This window comes from Bradyrhizobium sp. B117 (assembly GCF_038969555.1).
GTDB lineage: Bacteria > Pseudomonadota > Alphaproteobacteria > Rhizobiales > Xanthobacteraceae > Bradyrhizobium.
This window is the reverse complement of the sequence record NZ_CP152414.1, coordinates 5294781-5312186: the sequence shown is the minus strand read 5'-3', so window position 1 is coordinate 5312186 and position 17406 is coordinate 5294781. Positions and strand designations below refer to the sequence as shown.

Below are 17406 nucleotides of genomic sequence, written 5' to 3'. Positions count from 1 at the left end.
ATGATCCTTTCGGAAAACCGCTGCACACTTTGCCGCATCATGCTCTAGCGCGTTGCGTCCGCCAGCCAGCCGAACACCGAGAAAACCAAGGGCTTGCGCTCCAGATTGTAGGTTTCGGTGTCGCGCGCGGCGCGGACGATCTTTTCCCATACCTCAGCTAGGCGCGCAAGGCGCGGCAGGTTCTGGTTCGCATTGGCCTCATCCGCACGCAGGCGTTCCGCGATCCAGCGATCGATGCCGTCGACGAAGGCCGCGAGCGCGACGCGGTCGCTGGTGCCGAGGGAATCGCCGAGCGTGTGCAATTCGCGCGGATCGACCTGCGGCAGACGCGCAAGCAGCGCCGCCGTGCGCTGCTGGAGCTTGAGCGCGTCGCCACCGAGCAGCGTCAGCGCGCGCGCAACACTGCCCTCCGAAGCCTCCGCCGCCTCGCGCAGCGCTCGATCGTTCGCATCGAGGTCAGCCGCGACAGCCGCCGCGCCGATCACGTCATCCGTTGCCAGCGGCCGCAGACGCAGCTTGCGGCATCGCGACTGGATGGTGGCAAGCACGCGTGCCGGCGCGTGGCTCACCAGCAGGAACAGCGATTGCTGCGGCGGCTCCTCCAGGATTTTCAGAAGCGCGTTGGCCGCGTTCGGATTGAGCTCGTCGACGGTGTCGACGATGCAGACGCGCCAGCCTTCGGCCGCCGCGGTGGAGCCGAAGAAGCCGATGGTCTCGCGCGTCTCGTCGACGGTGATGACGGTGCGCATCACGCCGCGATCGTTGGCGGTGCGCTCCAGTGTCAGCAGGCCGCCATGGGAGCTCGCGGCGACCTGACGCGCCACGGGATCGTCGGGATCGATCGCGAGATCCTCGGCGTGCTGCACGGATGGCGCCAGCGGCTGGCCGTGCGCCAGCACGAAGCGCGCCATGCGATAAGCCAGCGTCGCCTTGCCGATGCCTTGCGACCCGCCGATCAGCCAGGCATGCGGGATGCGACCGCTGCGATAGGCCGTCAGCAGCGCGGTCTCAGCCTCGCGATGGCCGAACAGCCTAAATGTCTCGCGCGGATGTGGAATAGCCGTCTCCCGCTCGGCCTGGCGCGGGCTCATGCTGAAATCACCGAGGCGGGCGTGGGAAGGAGGCGCTCGCGGACCGCGGTCCAGACTCTTCCAGCGACCGTGTCGGGGTCGGAATTGGCGTCGATCAGCACGCAGCGTCCGGGCTCGTCCGCGGCGATCTTGCGATAGGCCTCGCGCAGGCCTTGATGGAAAGCGAGCTTCTCGCCCTCGAACCTGTCGGGCGTGCCGCTGCCGCGGCGCGCGGCTGCGCGCTCGAGGCCGATCTCGACCGGCAAATCGAGGATGATGGTGAGGTCCGGCTTGAGGTCGCCGATCGTGACCCGCTCCATCGCGTTGATCAGCGCGGTCGGCACGCGGCCGAGGCTGCCCTGATAGGCGCGCGTCGAGTCGGCGAAGCGATCGCACAGCACCCAGGCCCCCTGGTTGAGCGCGGGCTCGATCACGGTGCGGACATGGTCGTCACGCGCCGCCGCAAACAGCAGCGTCTCGGCCTCGGGGCCGAGCAGCTTGCCCATCCCCGACAGCACCAGATGGCGCATGATCTCGGCGCCCGGCGAGCCGCCCGGCTCGCGCGTGACGAGGATCCGCATCCTCGCCGCCTTGAGGCGGTCGGCGAGCTTCTTGATCTGGGTCGACTTGCCTGTCCCCTCGCCGCCTTCAAAGGTGATGAAGCGTCCCCGTCCAGACGGCCGCTTGACCGCGCTCTCACTCATGATCAGAGCTTCTCGGCGCCTGCGCGGAACATGCCGATCACCAGCTCGCTGGCACCGTCGATCGCGCGGCGCATGGTCGAGCCGGTGCCGATCGCTTCCGCCGCATAGACCGGCGTCTCCACCGCGATGTTGCCGCTGCGCCAGACCCTGACCACGCCGACCTGCTGGCCTTCCTGCACGGGCGCGCGCACCGGGCCGCTATAGACGATGCGCGCGATCAGCTTGTCGCTGCCGTTCTTGTGCACCATCACCTTGACGGGCGTCTTGGCGACCAGCTTCACCGAGCGGCTCTCGCCGCCGAACACCTTTGCGTAGCCGACCGGCTGGTCGGCCGCGATCAGGGTCCGCGTTTCGAAATTGCGAAAGCCCCATTCCAGCATCTTCTTGGCTTCGGTGGCGCGATCCTCGGGGTCTTCCAGCCCGTTGACGACGACGATCAGCCGCGTGCCGTTCTGCACGGCAGAGCCGACCATGCCGTAGCCGCCTTCCTTGGTGTAGCCGGTCTTGAGGCCGTCAGCGCCTTCCATCGAATTGAGCAGCGGATTGCGGTTGGGCTGGCGGATCTTGTTCCAGGTGAACTCCTTCTCGCCGAACAGTTTGTAGAATTCGGGGAAGTCCAGAATGATGTGCCGGGCGAGGATACCGAGCTCGCGCACGGTCATCTTGTTGCCGGGGTCGGGCAGACCGTTGGAGTTGCCGAAGGTCGATCTGGTCATGCCGAGCTCGCGGGCGCGCTTGGTCATGAAGTCGGCGGCAAAGATCTTCTCGTTGGCGGCGATGCCTTCGGCGAGCGCGATGCAGGCGTCGTTGCCGCTCTGGATGATCGCGCCATGCAGAAGATCGTCGACCGAGACCTTGCTGTTGATCGCAGCGAACATGGTCGAGCCGCCGGAGGGCGCCCCGCCCCTGCGCCAGGCATTCTCGCTGATCCGGTATTCGTCGGTCAGCTTCATGTCGCCCTTCTTGATCGCGTTGAAGACGACCTCCGCCGTCATCAGCTTCATCATGCTGGAGGGTGCGCGCAGCTCGTCGGCATTCTTCTCGAACAGCACACTGCCGCTGGAGGCTTCGATCAGGATCGCGGTCGGCGCATCGCCGTCGAAGCCGGCCTCTTCCGTCTTCTTGGCGCCCTGAACACTCTGGTTGGCGGCGTGGAGTATCCCGCCCCAGCCCACGCTCGCCGCCAAAACTGTCGCGATCAGCCCACGCACCAGCGCTCCGGCGGTGCACCGGCTGCGACGGAGCGGAATGAGACGAAATGCCATGGCCAAGCCCTGAGAGCGGCGTTCTAACAGTTGGAACCGGCGCGAACAACACGCGGCTGGGTGCCGGCACCCGAGTTTGCACGATTCGCGCCACGCCCCTATCGTGGCACCTCATGTTCGGCGACCAAACCCCTGAAACAAGGCGGAAAAGCGATGTCCTCCACCCGCGTGATCAAGGCCAACGGGATCGACCTCTTCATCCGCGAAGCCGGCCAGGGTCCGCTGGTGGTGCTGTGCCATGGCTGGCCGGAGCTCTCCCATTCCTGGCGCCACCAGATCCCGGCGCTGGCAGCCGCCGGGTTTCACGTCGTCGCCCCCGATATGCGCGGCTACGGCAAGAGCGCCGCGCCGGCCGATATCGGCGCCTATTCGATCTTCGACACCGTCGGTGACATCGTCGGCCTCGTGCAGGCGCTGGGCGAGACCAGGGCGATGGTGGTTGGCCACGACTGGGGGGCGCCGGTCGCCTGGCATGCGGCGCTGTTTCGGCCCGACATCTTCACGGCGGTGGCGGGCCTGAGCGTGCCGCCGCCGTTCCGTGGCCGCGACAGGCCGCTCGATCTCTTGCGCCAGGCCGGCGTCACCAATTTCTACTGGCAGTATTTCCAGCCCCCCGGCGTCGCCGAGGCCGAGCTCGAGCGCGACGTCGCCCGCACCATGCGTATCGTGCTCGGCGGCCGTGGCCTTGCCGATCCCAGCGCCGCCATGTTCGTGCAGGAGGGCAAGGGCTTTCTCGGCCACGCCACCGGCGAGGAGCCGCTGCCGGACTGGCTCAGCGAGGCCGATCTCGCCGCCTTCACCGAGAGCTTCCGCGAGTCGGGCTTCCGCGGCGGGCTGAACTGGTATCGCAACCTCGACCGCAATTGGGAGCTGACGGCGCCCTGGCAGGATGCGCAGATCCGCCAACCCTCGCTCTTCATTGCCGGCTCGAAGGACGCCGTCATCACCGGCCTGATCGGCGCCAAACGCGTCAATGAACTCGAGCGCGTGCTGCCAAATCTGACCCGCAAGCTGATCATCGACGGCGCCGGCCACTGGGTGCAGCAGGAGCGCCCCGACGAGGTCAACGCCGCGCTGGTGAAGTTCTTGAGGGAGAGCGCGGCTCAGTAGAGGCCGCGGCCGCTCAGGATGCTGCGGGCCTCGGCGGCGCCGTCCGAGGTATCGGCAGCGCTCTCGGTCGCGTAGCGGCCGTTCGCGTCATAGGACACCGCGCGCGCGTTCTGGAGCGCCCGGCCCCGGCTGCGACTCGAGGCCGACATCTCCGAGGTCGCGTTGAGCGAGGCCATGTCGGCGGAGGTGTTGCCGAGATTGTAGGGCCGCCCCTCCGGCATCGGAACCTCGCCGCGAATCGCGCCGCGGCTCGATGACGGCAATTCCGGCACGAACGGCCTTGCCGACGCGACCCGCACCATCGAGGGCGACGGCGCCGGAATGCCGGTGCGCAAGGTCGCCATCAGCTGGCGGTCGTCGGAGCCTTCGAGCGGCGCCCGGCCGACATATTCGACACGCACCTTGGCGACGCCATTGCCTTTGAATTCAAGCAGTTCGGCAGCCTTGTTCGAGACGTCGATGAGCCGGTTGCCGTGATAGGGGCCGCGGTCATTGACGCGGACGATCAGCGATTTGCCGTTCGAGACGTTGGTCACACGCGCATAGGACGGCATCGGCAGGGTCGGATGCGCCGCCGTCAGCGAGCCCATGTCGAACACTTCGCCGTTGGCGGTCAGGCGGCCATGGAAGTCATCGCCGTACCAGGACGCCATGCCCTCGGCGCGGTAGTTGACGTCCTCCTCCGGCACGTAGGTCCTGCCCGCCACGACATAGGGCTTGCCGACGCGGTAGGTGCCGCCGCCCTTCGGGACCGGGTCGCCCCAGGCCACGACGCGCGGGCTCGAGGACACGCCATATTTCGGATCGACGCGGCTGGCGAACTTGTTGGACGAGGCGCAATTGGCGAGCGCAAGGCAGGTTGCGACTGCCGCAACACCGCGCGCGGCCCGCAAAACCGAATCTGACCGTCGGATCCCCATGTGCCCCAAATACCACTTCGCCGGAGGCGTACCCCAACCCGCTTTGGCTACGGGGGAGCGCTGTCCGGTCGTTCAAATCCGAAGCGGCCCACCACCGCTCGGAAGCAGTAAGGATAACGCAACCCGAACACGGCGGAAATGGGGAGCCCACGGCGATCACAGCGGAATGGTAAACGGGGCGTTCGCTTCTCCCCGTTGATCTACGGACCGCTGGCGCCCTGCGCTGTGCCACGGCCGGACACTCTGTTGCGCCAAAACCTCACTCCACCCCCATTGTCGCCCGCCGCCCTGGAATTCTTTTGACTGTGCAAGGCCGCACGCGTCTTCTCGGCTGGCAGGGGCGAATTGGAATTTAACGATGATCGAGACGGTTTCGGCACTGATGGGTCTGGTAAGCGCGGGGATCTTCCTGGCCCATGCGTTTGAAGGTTACCGCACGAGGGCCTGAGGCACTCGTACGGTTGGCAAGCATCACCTCTTTCAAGGCAGCACGTTCGGACATTTTTAATCAATCCGACCGAGCATCAAAAACGAGAGTGGCAGGTGTCCCATGCGCAACCATGACTTCGTATCGGATAGCTTCCTGGCGCTGACTGCCGGTGGCTTGGTCCTTCTCTGCTCGAGCCTCGTGGCCCTCGCCTTCGGCTGAGCACGATCGGCAGTTTCGCTTTTTCCGACCAGGGCTACACTGCGACGCAGCATGCGTTCCTGCCCGCCATTGGCCTGTTCCCGTTTAGTTGATTGAATTTTCGCGTTCGGCGCCTCGACGTAATTTCAAGAGGCCATCACCAACGAGGGTGACGCAAATGCTCGCAGAGAAATTCTTTCTTGTTCTGGAATCCCTGATCCGCGGCGACCGCACTTACCCCGACGGCAGCCCCCGGACCGTCAGCTCCTCCCCGCACGTGCCGGTGAAGCTGCCGAACCAGAAATAACCGGCGTCAGCCGAACCTCCGAATCACCGGCCGCTCAGCGCAGGCCGAGCAGCGAGCGGCGATAGAAGCTATCGCGGGCCTCGCTCCGGCAGACGAAGCTGCCATCGAAACCCTGGCCGTAACGCTTCTGGCCCTTGCCGTAGTAGACGCCCTTCCGGAAATCGAGCCAGACCACCTGGTCATGCGGGCAATGGCGCTGCGCCTGCGCCTCGTAGCGAAACGGCGTCAGCGGCGTCGCCGCAGCGTCCGTGCTGCCGGCGCCAACGAAGATCGCGACAGCGAGCGCAACCCCGCCCACCGCTTTGCCCAACCCACTCCAGGACACACCCGCCTCCCCATCCAGGCCGCCGTGCCGCGGCCGCCCGCAGAGTAACACGAGACGGCACCACCCGCGAAAGGCCGAGCGCGGCCCGCGTCTTCCACCCGCCATCTTGCCGGGGTACAGAATGCAAGATCATTTCGCTCGCGAGGATGCTGCCTGAATGTCGGTTGAGCTCGAGCCCAACACTGGCCCACATTCCCTGCCCCGCCTGCCCGCGCCGCGTCTCGGCATCCTGCCGATGATCATCTTCGGCTCGCGCTGGCTGCAACTGCCGCTCTATCTCGGACTGATCGTGGCGCAGTGCGTCTATATCGCGCTGTTCCTGAAGGAGCTCTGGCATCTGTCCTGGCACGCGCTCGACCTCACCGAACAGCAGATCATGATGAGCGTGCTCGCGCTCATCGACGTCGTGATGATCTCGAACCTGCTGGTGATGGTGATCGTCGGCGGCTACGAGACCTTCGTCTCGCGGCTCGACCTCCAGGGCCATCCCGACGAGCCGGAATGGCTCGGCCACGTCAATGCGAGCGTCCTGAAGATCAAGCTCGCCATGGCCATCATCGGCATCTCCTCGATCGCACTGCTGCGCACCTTCATCGAGGCCGGCAATCTCGGCTCCAGCCGCGCCGGCTTCACCGAGACCGGCGTGATGTGGCAGGTGCTGATTCACATCACCTTCATCGTCTCGGCGCTCGGCATTGCCTATGTCGACAAGCTCAGCGATTCCGGCATGCGCAGGCATGCCGAGTGAGGCGCCAAGACCAGGTGCCAAGACCGAGGCACCAAGGCCGGCCCTATTGCTTGTCTGCTTCGAGCTGCGCGAGCGCCTGGTGCAGGCACTCCTGTAGCTTGGCCGCGACCTGCTCGCGCGTCACGCCTCTGGCGGCGAGATCGCCCGAGACCTTGGTCACGACCTCGTCGATCGTCTGGCTCGCCAGACTGTCCGTCACCAGCGCCGTCGCATAATTCGAAGCCGCATCGCCGCTGAGCCCGAGCTGGCCCGCGGCCCACAGCCCGAGCAGCTTGTTTGACCGCGCCGCGGCCTTGAACATGAGCTCCTCGTCGTGAGCGAATTTGGCTTCGAAGCCCTGCTCGCGCTTGTCGAACGTGGTCATGGTCAGCTCCATCTCGTTTTCGCTTCAAGAGGATCGAAACTGGCTGGGAGCAATCGTCTCCGTGGGGTCGCGTCAGTTTGGGATCATCTGAAGCTTCCGGCGGAAGCCAAACGCCGTCAAGCCTCTCCCTGTGTGGCGGGAGAGCGCTGACGCTTGAACAGCGACCTTGCGAGAGTTTCGACGGCTTGAACGGGTAGCCCCTAGCAGGCGGTCCTCTCCACCGTGGACCTCGCGGGCAGCGAGCTGATCGAGGTCGCCAACGATTGCCGCATCGCAGCCGAAGCCATCGAGGCCGCTTCGCCCGCGGCCTCTTTGCAGGGGCCGTGCAAGTGCTCGAGCTTGCTTTGAGCGTGGCGCGGGTCTCCGGCCGGCCCTAGGGCCGGCCGCGGTCGCAAGATCTCGTCGAGAGCTATTTCGGCGCGACGCGTGGGATCCGTCAGGCCTTCGCGGCTGCGGCCTCCCGCGCGAGGCGTTCTGCCTTGAGCCGTTCCTTGTTGGCGTAAAACGCCTTCTGCGCCTCTTCGTGATCGCGCATGGCCTTTTCGGCCTCGATCCGGCGCGCCGCATCGCGCGCCTGGCGCTGTTCAGGGGTCAGGGGTTTGCGTCGATAGGACAGGTCTTCAGTCATGCCGAGATAACGTGGAGGTGAGGAAAGAGTTCCGCACCCTCACCCCCTCCGGGGCCCTAGCTCAACCGAAACGTCCGCCTATTCAGGACCTTAGCGGTAGCAAACCGACTTGGACTCGAAGCCATCAGCCTTGTCGGCGGACGCTCAAACAAATATCGAAAACAACCCCATGCACAGTAGCCAAGTCGTGCTGGTACAAGCCCTTTTTTGATGCGCCGCGGAAAGCCGTTTGACACGTCGGGCAAAACAGTGGCATTCTGCCAACTTCGGAAAATCCGTCACGGCATTGCCGGCACCGCCTCACGTTGCGCACTTGCCTTCCCGTCTCTCGCCTGACCGCTGCCTCGCGACCGCCGGCGAGCAGGTCTCTTCAGAGCCGGAGTGCTCTTGCGAAGCAAGGCGCGACCGCTAGCTCATATTGGTCATCCGGGAAGACATGCGCGTGCGCCCGCTTTCTCGGCACCGGTTGAACCGAGAACCGGAGACATTCTCCAACGGGGAGTGAGCTGCGACACTGTAGACATTATCCGAAGGCGCCACTCAAATTCGATTGGCGAGAACGAAATCAGGAGGTGAACATGAGCATGAATCGCCTGCTTCTCGCGATTGTATCAGCTGGCTTAATTCTGGTGTCGGCGGGTTCGATCTCGCCTACGACCGCCCGGCAATATCGCCAAGGCTACGTTTCCCAGAGCGGCCCAGCTGATCTCTACTGCTTGCAGGGGCGGATCTGGGGCTACCCGGGCAATTGCCAATTCGCAACCTACGAGCAGTGCATGGCAACCGCATCAGGTACGAACGCCTATTGCGGTATAAACCCGCTCCACGCCTTCGCCGGCAGCGGCTATCGCGGTCAATGGTATCCCTACTAGGCCAGCATGACCCACGGCTCAAAGAGAACTCCCGACAGCCAATGAGCCCCCTCGAAAGACTCGCTGAGCAAATCGGGCCCGCCGGTTCACGCTGGCGGGCCTCCACCTGAGGAATTGACGGGTGGTCAGTATGATAAGGACCGTTACTTTTGAAGCAGGAAATTCGAGATTTCGCGGCCGCAATTCTCATCGACACGGCAGGCTGTTTGTTGCTTCAGCTTAGGGACGAGGTTCCGGGAATCGTGCATCCCGGCAAGATCGCCCTGTTCGGCGGACGTCGGGAGCCGGCCGAAAGTCCTCTCGAATGCATTGTAAGGGAAGTAGCCGAGGAGATTGGCTACAAGGGATCTGCTGCGGACTTCGAGTTCTTCGTCAGTTTGAACGGCGCCGATCCCGAGAAAATCGCAAAGCGTCTCTGTGGTGAAGTCTTTGTGGCCCGCAATATTCCGAGCTCGGATCTGCTCGTGAGCGAAGGCAAGCTAGTCGCCATCCATCCAACAGAACTAGACAAATTTCGCGCGGAGATGACGCCACTGACCTTGGTTGCCCTGGAGGCATTCCTGGGAGGCTCGGCTCCGCTGACGTGAACCACGGACCAGGAGAGGAACATGTCTTCGAACACAATCCTCTTGAACGCGCGCGAGCTACTGCCGGTCGTGGGTGGGGAAGACACTCAGTCTTTCGGCATTTGCACCCACAGTTCGACGATGATCCAGTCGATGGGTGTCCCGACCAGTAGCAGCACTGCAAGCATCAGCAGCTCTCGGCGGCGTGGCAAAACTCGCGGCCGATGAAAATCGCTCGCTTTAGTCCCTGCCCTTCTCCCGCGGCGCTTTCAATCCGATCTCGATCAGTTGCCGGATTGCATCCGAAAACGACCGGCAAGCTCCTGTTAAGTCGCCTCGCTCATTCCCTCAGATCAACGGTTCTTTGTTCACCGGATAGCGTGACGAAAGTACCGGTTTTGAGGCAAGCTAGGCGGGCAGGCTCACATCGTGAAGCCATGTTTGGATTGAGGCTGTTCTTCCTGCGGCAAGAATCGGCACGAGAAGAGCAGCTAATAGCAGGCCGCTGAGCATTGAGCCGCTCTTGCCGTTTACTGCAATCACCCATGAAGCAGCCTTTGCCGCCGTTGATCTTCTTGTCGTACCCGGCGCTACGGTCGCCAACGTACTTATAGTTGAATGCGGCTGCGCAATTGCTGGTGAAGATCAGCACCAAAACGATGAGCGCTGAAGTGGATAAATGCCATTTCATAATCGCCTACTCCAAGCCCTCGCAACTTAAACAGGTGGAGCGCGGCGCCGCAAGCGGCTCAGTTTCGTCATATTCATCCACTCCCTCAGGGAGCGCTGTCAGCTCATTGGCTGTGGATCCTTGCGACCGCGCGGAAGGCCGCAAGGCTTGACGCCAGGCCCCATCGAGGGTTGCGGTCGCGCTGGTGAATTGAAGGACAGCATCGCGCCCGAAGCCGACATGCCGCTGTTCGTAACGAACCAGTTCGGCTGTTGCGATGGAGTCAGAGAACTGTAGCCTTGGCCTGGCGGCAAGACCCAACAGCCGAGCGTTGACGCGCAGACAGATGCGGTGAGGTGAAGCGCGCGGTTATTTGACCTCCGCTACCGAACTAGGTGATTCTGCCTGCTTCGCAACGCATCGCCGGGGGAATTCATGTGTCGATAGTCGATGCCGTGAGAAGCGGCCGGTCGGACACAACGGGGTTGCAGCCCGGCGACATTGTTATCGTCCGGTCGAAATCGGACCATGTGAGTGGTGTCGTGCGAAGTCTTGCTTCAAACCGAACCATTAGCGTTGGCCCGAACCAATCGATATCGATTGGGCCATATCGGAGCGTGCGTGCATTCTCGATCGAAGCTAATCCCAACGCCGTGGATGGCGATTCGCTACTATACAGCGTCGACAAATCACAATGCTGGCGATGCGCAGCAAATGGATTTCGGCGATGGATTGCCGCTTCCCGACATATTCACGTAATCGAAAGATGGCGCGCGGACGAAAAGGTCCGCTTCATGGTGCCGACCAAAAAGGTCCGAGAGGCGCACCCGGCCGAATTCGCAGAACTCCGTGCAGCGTGGCGACAGCAGATCAATCGAAAGTCTAGGACGACGGACGTGCCCTCCTCCCGGAGCATTGTCATCGCTCATGGACTTCGCGCACCCAACAAACTGTCTAACCATCGCGGTTTATATGGCTGTGGAAATCGTGACGCGACATCCGTCCGATGACCATTCATGACCGCTCGTGACGCCTTGTAGCGCCTTCTGATCTCGATCGGCTATTTTTGACGGTCCGGCTCGAACCGTCGATGTTGTGCAGCCGCATAGGAGAGCTCCCAAATGAGCACACTGTCACAACTGATGACCCAGCGAGTCGCCGCCGGTGCAGCATACGCCAGCGCAGTCGATGCGCTGAAGACCGCCTACGTGAACCTAGCTGCTCTCGACCTTTCGGTTATCAAGCGGAAGCTGCCAGTTCGGTCGATCATCGGCGGCTTATGACCCTGGCTGTGTGAAAACGCTGTGCCGCTGCTATGATTCTCCGGTGATTCTTTTTGGGGGAATCGATGAGGCGCTTCGTTGAGGAGGCGGATCGTGGGCAATGCACGCTGTTGCCGGAATGCCTCGATGATTTCATTGACGAGAGTAATCCTGTCCGTGTGATCGATGCGTTTGTCGATGCGCTCGATTTGGCCGAGATGAGCTTCGAGGTTGAGCCGGCGGCGACCGGTCGGCCATCGTACCATCCCTCGGTTCTCTTGAAGCTCTACATCTATGGCTATCTGAACCGGGTGCAGTCGAGTCGGCGGCTCGAACGAGAAGCCGGACGCAATGTCGAACTGATGTGGCTGCTGGGTCGGCTCACTCCCGATCACAAGACGATTGCCGACTTCCGCAAGGACAATGGCCTGGCGCTGCGCAGGGTGTGTGCGCGCTTCGTTGAACTCTGCCGTGGGATGGGTCTCCTGACGACGGCGAGCGTTGCCATCGACGGCAGCAAGTTCAAAGCGGTGAACAACCGGGACAGGAACTTCACCCGGGCGAAGGTGGAGCGGCGACGCTCCCAGCTGGAGGAGAGCGTCGCGCGGTATCTAGGCCAACTTGACACGGCCGACCGGCAGGAGCCGACGGAGGCCCTGGCCACGAAGGTGACGAGGCTTACCGAAAAGCTGACGAAGCTGAAGGAGGAAATGGGCAAGCTTGCCGCTTACGAGAAGCAGATGCTTGCATCGCCTGACCAGCAAATCTCCTTGACTGATCCCGATAGCCGCTCGATGGCGACGAGCGGCCGCGGCTCCGGCGTCGTCGGCTACAATGTGCAGGTCGCCGTGGATACCGAGCACCATCTGATTGTGACCCATGAGGTAACGAACAGCGGCTCAGATCGGGCTCAACTGGCCAATATGGCAAAGCAGGCGAAAGAAGTGCTCCAGACCGATGCGCTCGAGGCCGTTGCCGATCGCGGCTACTTCAGCAGCGTGGAGATCCTCGCGTGCCACGAGGCCGGCATCACGGTAACTCTGCCCAAGCCACAGACGTCGGGTGCCAAGTCGGATGGGCGCTTCGGCAAGCAGGATTTTGTCTATTTGCCTGAAGAGGACGCCTATCGCTGCCCAGCTGGAGAGCAACTGCCTTATCGCTTCACGAGCGAGGAAGACGGGAAGCGGCTACGGCGCTACTGGACCACGGCCTGTCAAAATTGTTCGCTTAAATCGCAGTGCACGACAGGGCCAGAGCGGCGGATTCCACGATGGGAGCATGAGCATCTGCTCGAGGCTGTGCAGCAGCGTCTCGATGCAAACCCACAAGCCATGCGCCAGCGTCGAGAGACAGTCGAGCATCCGTTCGGCACGATGAAGGCCCGCATGGGAGCGACACACTTCCTCACCAAAACGCTTCCAAAAGTAGCCGCCGAAATGGCACTCTCGGTGCTGGCCTATAATCTGACACGGGTCATGAACATCGTCGGGATCAAGCCGCTGATCGCTGCGATCGGGGCCTGAGACACACGCGGCTCCCCGCTTCCGGGACCGAGGCCCTTTGAGATCGTTTTTACACGGCCAAGACCCAAAGCGGAAGCCGCCAATGCGCAATGGCGGACATTCGCTCGCATGCCAACGGGATCAGGAGCGCGAACAATTGAGCCGCGCGAGTGGCCCAGAGTTGTAGATGAGGAATAAATCGCCGGTATAGTGAAAATATTCTCCAGCAAACTCCTTAGTCGCAAACTTAAGTTGGATCTTGTTGTTGCTGGTAATGCGGGGAGCAAGGATTTTCCCGTCGCCGGTCGTTATGGACAGCTTGTTCTTGTCGCCCAACGTCACGTTCAGATCGATTGGTCTTGGTTGAACGGCTGGATTGGTCATTTCTTGAACGACCTGTCCTTTGCAAGCGAACTGTTGCTCCGCTGCACCGCCGGGCCTAACCATCGTTGTCAGCAAGATTAGGCTACCCACAGCCAATCGAGTTGCTTGGACCATGACATTGCTCCAATCCGGTACCCAAGTCTTCGGTACTCTCACGCATAGCCACAGATTTGGTCAAGGCGCGCTTTGGTTGGCGATGTCCGCGTATGGCCCCAAGCTGAACACCACGAGAGCCGTCGCGACGTCTGCTGTCTGAGGGAAGCCGGACGCCGCTCCACAGATAAGCTGACGCCCGCTCTTGACCCAGAGCGGTCATCCGCCGCCGTGTTTGGAAACGAGCTTGATGTAGATCAACACTTGATGAAGCGCGTCGTCGCTAGAAATAAATTGCATTTCAATCAGTCGACAACCATGGAGATGCGCAAATGAGCAAATATGTTTCGGTAGGATTGATCGCCGCAACCATGCTCGCTACTCCGGCCATGGCAGATTGGGTAGACAAAAACGGCGTAGTCATCCACGAATCCCGCGTCGTTCACTGCATCCGGGCTCCAGACGTTGGCCAGTATGCCGGAGGTCCGTACAATCAACCTCCCTGCGAACCGGCAACCCTGGGTGCAGGTTTAAACCGAGGTTGGCGCGACAGTAACGGCGCAGTCATCGATCCCTCCCGCGTCGTTCACTGCGTCCGGGCTCCAGACGAGGGCCAGTATGCCGGAGGTCCGTACAAACAACCTCCCTGCGAACCGGCAACGTGGCGGGAGCCAAGGTAACTCTAAAAAGCCGCGCGTTATTGTGGGCGAAAAGCCCCGGCCTGTCCGGCGCCGCTTTCTTCGAACTTTACACCGACCGCTCGAAGAAAGCGGCAATATGCTGCCAGCCTATCCTGCGAAGGGAATGCGTAGATGGGGAGAGCAACGGGCTGCCCGCGATTGGCCCGTTCTCGCCTTAAATTCGCGCCCACTGGGCAGGGAGAACAGTCACAACTTTTCATCGACTGGTTAGTCGCGTTTGGTGAGTTAAAACCGACAAATATTGAAAATATTGGGTTTTTAGCCTTGACTGGCGGAAGGGGTGTCCTGTCAAGCTTGTTGATTCAACGGGACTTTTCTTGCGCCTCGGAAGAATAGCTACGGTGTTTATAACGGTCGTCCCGGGGCCGCAGCGATTGAGTTCGCTGCGGCCTTCGTCGTCGAGGCGGGTTGGGTCAATGAACGGCATATGTTCCGTCGCCATCCTGCAAAGCCTTGGCATTGGTGCTGCGGTCACCGGGCGTCGGAGTGTCAGGACGTGCCCCCGAGCGCCGACCATCAGACGGCATGGTGATCATGTCCTGGTGAGGACACCCATTGGCAAATCAGCCTCCTGGCTTAGCTAACTTGGTTTATCGCCAGCGACCCGGCGCAAATGCATGCTGACCTTGGGCTGGCGATGAGCCCTCTGCTGGCCCCTGTGCGTTCGGCCCCAACTTTGGATGCGAAGAGTCGGGGCCGTTTTTTTGACGACACCGTGCGCGTGGTCATCGTGGGCTGGAAGATCGGCCGGCTGCCGAGCCGCCCGCATTGGCGGGCACGGTCTGCCGTCGCCTAGCGCGGCAATATTGACGCACCTCTGGCCGAAATCCATAATTGCGAGAACTTCCCGACATTGAAACCGGAGAAAGTTGGATGATTGTGTCCGACCGCGTAAAGTCGAATATGGAGTTTGTGCTCGAGGAGACCTGCGCGAGCTTCCACACGGCGGCGATCATCAAGGCCGCCGCTTGATCGCCGAGCAGCTCTTGCAGGCGGCGGAAGCAGGCCAAGGGAGTTTAGGCGAGCTTCGTGCTGTTGCACTCCAAGCATTCGTAAACGCGACCAAAATCACACGGCAATAAGCATAGAGGGGCGTAGGGGAGCAAAGCCGTTGGCTTCGATATTGTTAGTGGAAGATGAAGCCCTCATCCGCATGATGGTTGCTGACATGTTGGCCGACCTTGGCCATAACATCGCAGCCGAAGCCAACGATGTGGCATCGGCGATGAAGCACGCCAACGACTCGGCCTTTGACATGGCCCTCCTCGACGTGTCGCTGGGGAGCTGCAGCGTCGAACCGGTGGCCCAGGCCCTTGCCAAACGTAACGTCCCGTTCGCATTCGCCAGCGGCTACGGCTCCGACGGCGTCCCGGAAGCCTACCGTCAGCGCCCGATGCTCAGAAAGCCGTTTCGGATAGACCAACTCGAACGCTGCATCGCGGAATTGCTGGGCAAGGCTTGACGCGGAACCGATCCAAACTTGGCGGCGTTACTGCCGCATTGCCATTTTCTATTTCGCACGCCGAAGATGCCGCGCTACTTCTTCCATGTTTTTTACGGTCATACCGCCACCGATCACGTCGGCGAGGAATTGGCTGACCGAGACGCCGCCTGGAAGGAGGCCACGGTGATGGCCGGTCAGATTTTGCAGGGCATTGACGGCGATCTGGTGCCCGGTCGGGAATGGCGGCTCACCGACGAATTCCAAAATACTTTATTTGTCCTGCGCGTTATCGCAGAGAGCCGATAGCGCGAGAGTCCCCCTTAAAGCCCCGGCTGTGCCATCCTTTCCTGGTTTCCGCTCATGCGCCGTTCAGCGCACGACACGCTTGACCAAGCACTGGCAATGCGCGCAGCGGTGCATCTACGGCTAGCGGCTTGCTTCCGGACCCTTCCGGCGGAATCAATCTGCAATGAGCACGAAGTCGCGCGAATACCTGTTCGGGACAACCGTGCGCGTTCTGGCCGAACGCGCGTGCGACGCCCGCAAGGACGCGGACATCCTCGCCTGCCAGGCCTGGAATGCCCGCATGCTCGGTTTCCGAGGCGCCCTCCCCCACCCTCGGGGAGGCCCTCAATGCCGGCTACCGCTATCTGGAGGTGAAGTGCCTCGGCTGCGACACCCACCAGACGGTCGCGCTGGACATCGTCAGGCGCGCGAAGACCACCCCGATCCACGAGCTGGAACGGTACATGCGCTGCCGGCAGTGCTCCGAGCGCCAAGGACGGCCATTCAAGAGCAGTCATTTGGTCGCCTTGCGGACCACACGAATCTCAGCCACTAACCCGCCATCTGTCTGGTGGCCGGGGGAGCGCTGAGCGATCACAGTTTCTGCCCTGCGTGCGGCGTCAAGATTGACTGAGGCGCGCGTCGGCTTTGAGCCTGCGCATTGGCCGCCCTACATGCTCATCGAAACAATGGCTATCAAGCCTGCAGCAGCTGTGCCCCACGCAAGCGCATGCAACATCCACGGTCGCATGGTCATGGTCGCCTCCCGTCAGGATGGGAGGATGCACGCCGATTGCGTGCGCTATTTGAGATAGATCAAAGGCTGAAGATGAGCGCCGTTGCGGCGGCGACGGTGAAAACGCCGGCGCCGATGGCAAGCACACGCACGAGGAGTTCTTTGCCCATGCCCAGTCTTAACTTAAGTTAGATCGGGCTGGCTATGCTGTTTGTGCCAAAGCTTCGATAGGGAAAACCCAGCGACGATCGGGACTTCGCTATGAGAACCCGCCGGACGCTAGGAGAAGGGCCCCCGTCTGAGCGGGAGAGCGCTTGGTACGCCCGTTCTGCCTGCTCCTTCGTCAGATTGGCCGCCCAGTCAGTTCCGATCAGCGCCGGTCCCTTGCGCTCCCGATCGTAAACCATCCAACCAGCGCCTCCCATCCGAACAAAAAAACTGCTCGCTCTCGCCCCTCTCTCGCTCGCCATGTTGCCTCGGCCATTCGCTCCGCGTAGTGCGAGTAGGCCGCATCCTTTTCATCAGTTGCGTTAGTCTATGTGAATCGGCGGGCAATATTGGGCGAGGAATCTGTCCTAACCAGCGACCTTCATGTTCGCGGCCTCTTCTTGCTCAATCGCGCTTTCCAGCACGGAGGCGAGGACCTTGTAGTGCGCGGCCGCCCGATCAAAGGCTGCGTGCTTAATCTGCGTGCCAGGGCTGGATCCCATATTTCACCTACACATTTTAACCGGCAGGCCGCGGTGGCTTGCCACTGCGGCCTTTGTTGTTGATGCAGCGCTCTCCCCTATCCAAAGACTTGGACGCAACTGAACTCTTTGG

18 protein-coding genes and 1 pseudogene are annotated in these 17406 nt (G+C 62.0%); 10 read left to right on the top strand and 9 right to left on the bottom strand.

Annotated elements, in window-relative coordinates:
• Positions 1–44 precede the first annotated feature (44 nt).
• Genes AAFG16_RS26045 through AAFG16_RS26035 form a run of 3 tightly spaced genes read right to left on the bottom strand, consistent with a single transcriptional unit; the run spans position 45 to position 3039 of the window.
• Entirely contained in the window at positions 45–1091 is a 1047-nt protein-coding gene (locus tag AAFG16_RS26045; protein WP_342729929.1) for a DNA polymerase III subunit delta', read from the bottom strand.
• Positions 1088–1774 carry a dTMP kinase gene (gene tmk, locus AAFG16_RS26040; RefSeq protein ID WP_283079242.1) on the bottom strand — a complete coding sequence of 229 codons (687 nt, stop codon included), beginning with the start codon at positions 1772–1774 and terminating at the stop codon, positions 1088–1090. Before tmk ends, AAFG16_RS26045 begins: the two co-directional genes overlap by 4 nt.
• 2 nt (positions 1775–1776) lie before the next feature.
• Complete coding sequence (locus AAFG16_RS26035) at positions 1777–3039, bottom strand: D-alanyl-D-alanine carboxypeptidase family protein (protein ID WP_342729927.1); 1263 nt, start codon at positions 3037–3039, stop codon at positions 1777–1779.
• A gap of 153 nt (positions 3040–3192) precedes the next feature.
• Between AAFG16_RS26035 and AAFG16_RS26030 the strand changes: the two genes are divergently transcribed.
• Positions 3193–4149 (top strand): alpha/beta hydrolase, encoded by a 957-nt coding sequence (locus AAFG16_RS26030; protein WP_342729925.1) that lies wholly within the window; start codon positions 3193–3195, stop codon positions 4147–4149.
• On the opposite strand, the gene AAFG16_RS26025 is transcribed toward AAFG16_RS26030, so the two are convergent.
• Positions 4143–5069, bottom strand: a complete 927-nt coding sequence (locus AAFG16_RS26025; protein WP_342729923.1) for a septal ring lytic transglycosylase RlpA family protein — start codon at positions 5067–5069, stop codon at positions 4143–4145. The genes AAFG16_RS26030 and AAFG16_RS26025 overlap by 7 nt on opposite strands.
• An 806-nt stretch (positions 5070–5875) precedes the next feature.
• Between AAFG16_RS26025 and AAFG16_RS26020 the strand changes: the two genes are divergently transcribed.
• Positions 5876–6004: a hypothetical protein gene (locus AAFG16_RS26020; protein WP_283079238.1), complete on the top strand. Its 129-nt coding sequence runs from the start codon at positions 5876–5878 to the stop codon at positions 6002–6004.
• Positions 6005–6038: 34 nt separating this feature from the next.
• On the opposite strand, the gene AAFG16_RS26015 is transcribed toward AAFG16_RS26020, so the two are convergent.
• A complete protein-coding gene (locus tag AAFG16_RS26015; protein ID WP_283079237.1) occupies positions 6039–6329 on the bottom strand; it encodes a hypothetical protein in 291 nt (96 codons plus the stop codon).
• A gap of 157 nt (positions 6330–6486) precedes the next feature.
• Between AAFG16_RS26015 and AAFG16_RS26010 the strand changes: the two genes are divergently transcribed.
• Positions 6487–7077: a TIGR00645 family protein gene (locus tag AAFG16_RS26010; protein ID WP_342729920.1), complete on the top strand. Its 591-nt coding sequence runs from the start codon at positions 6487–6489 to the stop codon at positions 7075–7077.
• A gap of 43 nt (positions 7078–7120) precedes the next feature.
• On the opposite strand, the gene AAFG16_RS26005 is transcribed toward AAFG16_RS26010, so the two are convergent.
• Together AAFG16_RS26005 and AAFG16_RS26000 are read right to left on the bottom strand one after the other, a co-directional pair.
• The gene (locus tag AAFG16_RS26005) at positions 7121–7441 is read right to left on the bottom strand and encodes a DUF1476 domain-containing protein (protein ID WP_283079235.1); all 321 of its coding nucleotides are present in this window, start codon (positions 7439–7441) and stop codon (positions 7121–7123) included.
• Positions 7442–7877: 436 nt separating this feature from the next.
• Positions 7878–8069, bottom strand: coding sequence for a hypothetical protein (locus AAFG16_RS26000; RefSeq protein ID WP_027558095.1), 192 nt, complete (start codon positions 8067–8069; stop codon positions 7878–7880).
• Between the two features lie 584 nt (positions 8070–8653).
• Here AAFG16_RS26000 and AAFG16_RS25995 point away from each other — a divergent pair.
• Positions 8654–8941 carry a DUF3551 domain-containing protein gene (locus tag AAFG16_RS25995; RefSeq protein ID WP_342740972.1) on the top strand — a complete coding sequence of 96 codons (288 nt, stop codon included), beginning with the start codon at positions 8654–8656 and terminating at the stop codon, positions 8939–8941.
• Positions 8942–9090: 149 nt separating this feature from the next.
• Complete coding sequence (locus AAFG16_RS25990; RefSeq protein ID WP_342729915.1) at positions 9091–9528, top strand: NUDIX domain-containing protein; 438 nt, start codon at positions 9091–9093, stop codon at positions 9526–9528.
• A 319-nt stretch (positions 9529–9847) separates the two neighbouring features.
• Here AAFG16_RS25990 and AAFG16_RS25985 read toward each other — a convergent pair whose 3' ends face one another.
• Positions 9848–10198 carry a hypothetical protein gene (locus AAFG16_RS25985; protein WP_283079233.1) on the bottom strand — a complete coding sequence of 117 codons (351 nt, stop codon included), beginning with the start codon at positions 10196–10198 and terminating at the stop codon, positions 9848–9850.
• Between the two features lie 1100 nt (positions 10199–11298).
• Here AAFG16_RS25985 and AAFG16_RS25980 point away from each other — a divergent pair.
• Positions 11299–11460: a hypothetical protein gene (locus AAFG16_RS25980; protein ID WP_342729912.1), complete on the top strand. Its 162-nt coding sequence runs from the start codon at positions 11299–11301 to the stop codon at positions 11458–11460.
• 65 nt (positions 11461–11525) lie between these two features.
• Entirely contained in the window at positions 11526–12962 is a 1437-nt protein-coding gene (locus tag AAFG16_RS25975) for an IS1182 family transposase (RefSeq protein ID WP_283079740.1), read from the top strand.
• 120 nt (positions 12963–13082) lie between these two features.
• Here AAFG16_RS25975 and AAFG16_RS25970 read toward each other — a convergent pair whose 3' ends face one another.
• Positions 13083–13439, bottom strand: a complete 357-nt coding sequence (locus AAFG16_RS25970; RefSeq protein ID WP_342729905.1) for a hypothetical protein — start codon at positions 13437–13439, stop codon at positions 13083–13085.
• Positions 13440–15230: 1791 nt separating this feature from the next.
• On the opposite strand from AAFG16_RS25970, the gene AAFG16_RS25965 reads away from it, so the two are divergent.
• The 3 genes and pseudogenes from AAFG16_RS25965 (at position 15231) to AAFG16_RS25955 (ending at position 16438) form a co-directional block, all read left to right on the top strand.
• Positions 15231–15581: a response regulator gene (locus AAFG16_RS25965; protein ID WP_342729903.1), complete on the top strand. Its 351-nt coding sequence runs from the start codon at positions 15231–15233 to the stop codon at positions 15579–15581.
• An 18-nt stretch (positions 15582–15599) separates the two neighbouring features.
• Positions 15600–15869: a hypothetical protein gene (locus tag AAFG16_RS25960; RefSeq protein ID WP_342729901.1), complete on the top strand. Its 270-nt coding sequence runs from the start codon at positions 15600–15602 to the stop codon at positions 15867–15869.
• A 163-nt stretch (positions 15870–16032) separates the two neighbouring features.
• Positions 16033–16438 (top strand): annotated as a pseudogene (locus tag AAFG16_RS25955) (hypothetical protein).
• The last annotated feature ends 968 nt before the right edge of the window (positions 16439–17406 follow it).